The organism is Photorhabdus caribbeanensis (assembly GCF_018448885.1).
GTDB lineage: Bacteria > Pseudomonadota > Gammaproteobacteria > Enterobacterales > Enterobacteriaceae > Photorhabdus > Photorhabdus caribbeanensis.
The window spans coordinates 154,405-160,457 of the sequence record NZ_RCWB01000007.1; the positions used below are offsets into that span (position 1 = coordinate 154,405).

The 6,053-nt window shown below is 38.5% G+C and carries 8 protein-coding genes and 2 pseudogenes; 3 read left to right on the forward strand and 7 right to left on the reverse strand.

Annotated features, from left to right (window positions below; translation table 11 throughout):
• On the reverse strand, nucleotides 1–432 hold the full coding sequence (locus EAE90_RS07330; RefSeq protein WP_339920974.1) for an ABC-2 family transporter protein: 432 nt from the start codon (nucleotides 430–432) through the stop codon (nucleotides 1–3).
• 11 nt (nucleotides 433–443) lie between these two features.
• On the opposite strand from EAE90_RS07330, the pseudogene EAE90_RS07335 reads away from it, so the two are divergent.
• From EAE90_RS07335 to EAE90_RS07345, 3 genes and pseudogenes are all read left to right on the forward strand, one after another.
• Nucleotides 444–899: pseudogene (locus tag EAE90_RS07335) on the forward strand (IS66 family transposase); the annotation flags it as partial.
• 96 nt (nucleotides 900–995) lie between these two features.
• Nucleotides 996–1,841: a DUF2971 domain-containing protein gene (locus EAE90_RS07340; RefSeq protein ID WP_214052955.1), complete on the forward strand. Its 846-nt coding sequence runs from the start codon at nucleotides 996–998 to the stop codon at nucleotides 1,839–1,841.
• Nucleotides 1,842–2,075: 234 nt separating this feature from the next.
• Nucleotides 2,076–2,417: pseudogene (locus EAE90_RS07345) on the forward strand (IS66 family transposase); the annotation flags it as partial.
• A 24-nt stretch (nucleotides 2,418–2,441) separates the two neighbouring features.
• Here EAE90_RS07345 and EAE90_RS24445 read toward each other — a convergent pair.
• The 6 genes from EAE90_RS24445 to EAE90_RS24885 all read right to left on the reverse strand — a co-directional run bounded on the left by EAE90_RS24445 (nucleotide 2,442) and on the right by EAE90_RS24885 (nucleotide 5,956).
• Nucleotides 2,442–2,933: a hypothetical protein gene (locus EAE90_RS24445; protein ID WP_339920977.1), complete on the reverse strand. Its 492-nt coding sequence runs from the start codon at nucleotides 2,931–2,933 to the stop codon at nucleotides 2,442–2,444.
• Between the two features lie 184 nt (nucleotides 2,934–3,117).
• Complete coding sequence (locus EAE90_RS07355) at nucleotides 3,118–3,882, reverse strand: restriction endonuclease fold toxin 5 domain-containing protein (protein ID WP_214052956.1); 765 nt, start codon at nucleotides 3,880–3,882, stop codon at nucleotides 3,118–3,120.
• Between the two features lie 131 nt (nucleotides 3,883–4,013).
• Entirely contained in the window at nucleotides 4,014–4,280 is a 267-nt protein-coding gene (locus EAE90_RS07360) for a PAAR domain-containing protein (protein ID WP_214052957.1), read from the reverse strand.
• Between the two features lie 81 nt (nucleotides 4,281–4,361).
• On the reverse strand, nucleotides 4,362–5,048 hold the full coding sequence (locus tag EAE90_RS07365; protein ID WP_246550460.1) for an Imm52 family immunity protein: 687 nt from the start codon (nucleotides 5,046–5,048) through the stop codon (nucleotides 4,362–4,364).
• 12 nt (nucleotides 5,049–5,060) lie between these two features.
• A complete protein-coding gene (locus EAE90_RS07370) occupies nucleotides 5,061–5,825 on the reverse strand; it encodes a restriction endonuclease fold toxin 5 domain-containing protein (RefSeq protein ID WP_214052958.1) in 765 nt (254 codons plus the stop codon).
• Between the two features lie 20 nt (nucleotides 5,826–5,845).
• Nucleotides 5,846–5,956, reverse strand: coding sequence for a PAAR domain-containing protein (locus tag EAE90_RS24885; protein ID WP_479687641.1), 111 nt, complete (start codon nucleotides 5,954–5,956; stop codon nucleotides 5,846–5,848).
• Between the last annotated feature and the right edge of the window lie 97 nt (nucleotides 5,957–6,053).

A 6,053-nucleotide genomic window follows, 5' to 3' on the forward strand; every position in this document is an offset into this window, starting at 1 on the left:
TTAGGCTCCTGAAGCCGTATATTTTTTCAATCCCATCGACCATAGCAAAGCACGAATTAACATGAGCGCGATAACCCAGAATAACTGTATCAAGAAACCTATTAATAATTCACCATGATCTAGTTTTCCTAATATTATTTGCACTGGAAAATCCATTGCCGATGCAAAAGGCAAAACTTTTAATAACCCGGCGATACCAGGCGGATATAAATCAAGAGGAATGAGCGAACCTCCAAGTATCGTATAAAGCGCCCAAAGCAATGGGTCAAACGCCATTGTGTTATTAATCCAAAAAGCCAACAAACCTAGACAATAATAAAGATGAAAAATGATAATCCAAGCAAACATGAGTGAGGGCAAAAAAGCCAAAAAGTTCCAGATATCCAAGCGTTGCAAGTTACCACTTAAAACGATACCAGAAATAAAAACCACTAATATAATCGTACGTGACTTACAATACGCTGAAATCGGTCAGACATACCGGGTGCATGGCGCATGCCCGTCGTAAATTTACCGAGACCCAGAAAGTTCAGCCAGGTAAAAAAGCCGGATGGCGTTACCGAAAAGTGCCATCGGTACCGCGATCACGTATGCCCTGAATCAGTGGCCAAAACTGATCGTCTATCTGGAAGACGGTCATCTCAGCATTGATAATAATGTCACGGAGCGGGATATCCGCCCGTTCACGACCGGGCGTAAAAATTGGATTTTTTCCACCTAGCCTGACAGAGCCTTTGCCTGCACCAACTTATTACAGCCTGGTGATGACCTGCCGGGCCAATGACATCAATCCTTATTTTTATTTTCGGCATATTTTTACGGAACTTCCCAAACGCCATTCTGATGATTCATTGCACGATCTGTTGCCGTGGAACGTAAACATCAACGACATCATGTAAACTGCACTGCTTAATTGGGCACTTACGGAATTACCCAGTATAATTATTACTTAGTAAATCATAAGTAATATTTCTTACAAAGGGATTTTAATTAAAATGAGCATAATTTATCATTATTGTAGTCCTGATTCCTTTTTTAGCATTATTCAGAATCAGCGTTTATGGTTAAGTTCTATGGATCACATGAACGACTACATGGAAAAGAAGTGGTTCTATGCTGCCTTGAATAATTATTTATCTAGAAATCTCGATCCTAACTGCTTTAACCAGTTAATAACACATCTAGAGAGTAATATGTCCATCGGGACACCATTTGCTTGTTGTCTATCAAAGTCAGGGGATATTTTGAGTCAATGGAGAGCTTATGCAAAAGATGGATTCGGCGTATCTATTGGATTCAATAGAGCAAAACTTAATATCCATAATGGAATTATAGGTAATAATATTGACCCGAAGTGTCGACTAACTCTAAACGATGTTGATTATATGGATATTCCAGAAATTAATTATTTAGTTGAACCAATATTGTCAAAATATTCCTTTATAAAAAAATACTATACGAATGAAATCGTAACATCATCGGGATTTAGTCGATATGATAAATGCATTTATAAATTAATTAGCAATATCATTCACTTAAATACAATCACTAAAAACCCAGCATTTAAGGAAGAGAAAGAGGTGAGATTAGTTTATCAAACTCTAGGTATTGAAAGATATGAATATCCAGAATCATCATCAATTAAAGATTTAAAGTACAGAATATCCAATGATCAATTAACATCTTACTATGAATTTACCTTCCCCAAACATGCCATTTCAGAAATAATATTGGGTCCAAAGAGTAAATTCAAAGAGAATGACATCATTAATTTCTTGCAGTATAATAGATTTAATCACAGCATAAAAATATTAAAATCTAAAGCTAGCTATGGGTCTTAAATGGAATCTTTACCCTATTTATTGATCGCGGTTGTTTTCGCTTGACATGGCAATTGCGTATTTATTATGTAATAGAGTATTGAGATTGGATTAATACACATAATAAAAAAGGCTTAACAGGTGGGATGGCTCACTACGTGAACCACCAACCAATGCAAAGGATATTTATTTTTGAATATCATCAAGAACAATAGCGGAACCCTTGAAAGGTCTCCCTCCATTCGTATTGACGAGTTACCGAAAAGTGCCATCGGCCCCGCGATCACGTATGCCCTGCACTAATGGCCGAAGCTGATTGTCTATCTGGAAGACGGTCATATCAGTATTGATAACAACGTCACAGAGCGGGATATCCGCCCGTTCATGACCGGACGCAAGAACTGGATATTTTCAACTTCAGCTGAAGGCGCTTTTGCGAGCGCCAACTTATACCGTCTGGTGATGACCTGCCGTGCCAATGATATCAACCCTTATTTTTACTTTCGGCATATCTTTACGGAATTACCCAAACTCCATGCCGATGACTCACTGCACGATTTGCTGCCGTGGAATGTCAATATCGACGACATTATGTGAAGCGCTCACTGCTTAATTGGGCGTTTACGATTTATCAATATCATCCTGATTTCTTCCATCAAAAATGCCTTTTTTGGTAATAATCAGGGAGCCGGTCTGTTCATTACTTTGATACACAGGGAGCACATCCTCCGCCATTGGCAGATAGGCTTTATCAATAATACGGGGCTGGTAAAGCATCCAACCAACGCTGAGACGATCAGGGAAAACTTGTTTATTCCGTAATGTATATTCGTTGGTTTCGACCTGAATATAAGGGAGGTCACGGCTAGTCACCAAGTATTCGACAAGCTCAATTAATCGGGAAATACCAAGCTGACTGCTGTCAATTTTTAGGTTCAGTTTTAATTTAACCCAATTATGACCTTTTGTTGACAATTTATTATAACTAACACTACTAGATAACTCATCCTTTTCACCATCCCATATACCTTCAATAAGTGAAGGAAAATCTTTTTTATAAGATTTTTCAAAATAACTTACTGCTTCGTCTGTAGGCCCTTGTTCATCAAACACGATATGTTTTAATGCCTATTTTCGTGAATATTCTTTTAAGAACCGTGTTTTTTCTTTCCGAAAAATATATCGATTTGCTGTGTGATATGAAATAAATCCATCAATGCCGTATCAGCAGTAATGTTTTTTGCTGTTCATAACGTACATTGATTTCTATACGAACTATTGCCATGTTGACCTCAAATTAAAATAAACTGTCGCAAGGGATATAATGAACTTTGATATTTTTATGCTCGCTAAACTGTACCTTAAAATAAGCATAACTGATTGGTTGTAAAAAATGCCATTCTACATAAGGTGTGCCTTCTAGAACATCACAGACTTTTTGATGCCTTTCAGCCTGTTTTTTGCCTGATTCATCACCTTTCCACCAACTTTTGGGTTTCCCCTCACTATTAAAAAACTGGTCATACCGTGCTTTGGCCTCTAGAAATAAACAATACGCTGGCCGCCAGCCATCAAACGTCACTTTCAGGCACTGAAATTCCTGGATCATTTGTGTGACCGAGTTATATTTAGTTTTCGCAATAAATCGCTGATAGTTAATCGTGATGGCGCTCCAGCGACTAACTTTACGATATTTTTCACTCGTCACCGGAATAGCTAAGCAAGCCTGACACTCTTTTTTAGTACCCGACTCTTCACACTCTTCCGTCTTAGACTGTGCTTTAGCCTGAACAGCACTGGTATCAATTGATTCTTCCCCTAAATCATCATCCTCCCAGAAATCCGCATAAGCTTCGGCACTCCAGACAATATTTCGATCTTCATCCGTGATGTCAGGGCTGATTACAAAATCCGTTTTCTTATGTTGAATACTGTCATCATCTATTACGGATTTATCTTTACCCGCTTCCATGATACCGACTGCAATTAATACTCCGGCACAGACGCTGGCGACATATTCAGCCGCCCCCACAGCGACAGGGGCTAATAAGGGGATTGGCATATTAACGTCTCCTGGTTAGCTTATTTTTTGCAATACAAAGAATATCTTTAAACTGCTGCTCGGATTTTTGATCAGGGGATTCCAAGGCTGTCTTGATTGGCAAAGAGTGCTGAAGATCAGGGTTAAACATTTCAAAAATCATGGGTAAGTGTACTCTGACTGGCAATTAATTTTGCCCCACAGGCAGTTTGCATTCCTTCAAGCGCAATCGCTTTTCCTTTATATTTTAAAGAATCAGTACCCTGAATAATAGGAAAAATGCCTTTACATTGGGGACACGCGACCAAATCTTCTTTACCTGCTATAGGAACACCATTGTGAGTATATTCATCAATAGCGGTAATAACCTTACCGCCATGATCTGTCATATCACCTAACAGAATAACCGCTTTTGACATGAAAGTTCTCCATCGTTTTTCAATTGGTAAAAAATATCATCCTCCATTAAACGTCGGTAATTAATGGCAGTAATCCCAGATTCACCAACTGAATTTCAACATCATTGGATTTATCAATATCATCCTGATTTCTTCCATCAAAAATGCCTTTTTGGTAATAATCAGCGTGCCAACCTGTTCATTATTTTGATACACAGGGAGCACATCTTCCGCCATAGGCAAATAGGATTTATCAATAATACGAGGCTGGTAAAGCATCCAGCCAACACTTAAGCGATCAGGGAAAACCTGTTTATTCCGTAATGTATATTCGTTGGTTTCGACCTGAATATAAGGGAAGTCACGACTGGTGACTAGATATTTAACTAAATCAATTAATTGGGAAATACCAAGCTGACTACTGTCAATTTTCAAATTGAGTTCTAACCTAACCCAGTTAGGACCTTTTGTTGACAATTTATTATAACTAACACTACTAGATAACTCATCCTTTTCACCATCCCATATACCTTCAATAAGTGAAGGAAAGTCTTTTTTATAAGATTTTTCAAAATAACTTACTGCTTCGTCTGTAGGCCCTTGTTCATCAAACACAATATGTTTTAATGCCTCTTTTCGGGAACATCCTTTTAAAAACCATGTTTTTTTCTTCCCGAAAAATATATCGATTTGCTGTGTGATATGAAACAAATCCATCAATGCCGTATTAGCAGTAATAGTTTTTTGCTGTTCATAACGTACATTTATTTCTATACGAACTATTGTCATGTTGACCTCAGATTAAAATAAACTGTCGTAGGGGGTATAATGAACTCTGATATTTTTATACTCTCTAAACTGTACCTTAAAATAAGCATAACTGATTGGTTGTAAAAAATGCCATTCTACATAAGGTGTGCCTTCTAGAACATCACAGACTTTTTGATGCCTTTCAGCCTGTTTTTTGCCTGATTCATCACCTTTCCACCAACTTTTGGGTTTCCCTTCACTATTAAAAAACTGGTCATACCGCGCTTTGGCTTCCAGAAATAAGCAATACGCTGGTCGCCAGCCATCAAACGTCACTTTCAGGCACTGAAATTTCTGAATCATTTGTGTGAGCGGGTTATATTTAGTTTTCGCAATAAATCGCTGATAGTTAATCGTGATGGCGCTCCAGCGACTCACCTTGCGATATTTTTCACTTGTCACCGGAATAGCAAGGCAAGCTTTGCACACTTTTTCAGTTTCCGTTTTTTCACACTCTTCCGTTTCAGACTGGGCTTTAGTTTGAACTGCACTGGTATCAACAGATTCATCCCCTAAATCATCGTCCTCCCAAAAATCCGCATGGGCTTCGGCGCTCCAGACGATATTTCGATCTTCATCTGTGATTTCAGGGCTTATCACAAAATCCGTTTTCTTATGGTGAATGTCGTCATCCTCTATAACGGATTTATCTTTACCGGCTTCCATCAACCCAACCGCAATTAATACTCCGGCACAGGCGCTGGCGACATATTCAGCCGCACCCACTACGACCGGAGCTAATAAGGGTATTGGCATATTAACGCCTCCTGTTTATCTCATTTTTTGCAATAATTAGGAACACCATTGTGAGTATATTCATCAATAGCGGTAATCACCTTACCGCCATGATCTGTCGTATCACCCAGCAGAATAACCGCCTTTGACATTAAAGTTCTCCATCGTTTTCCGATTGGTAAATAACATCACCTTCCATTAAATTTCTGTAATTAATGGCAGTAATCCCAGGTTCACCAACTGTATTTC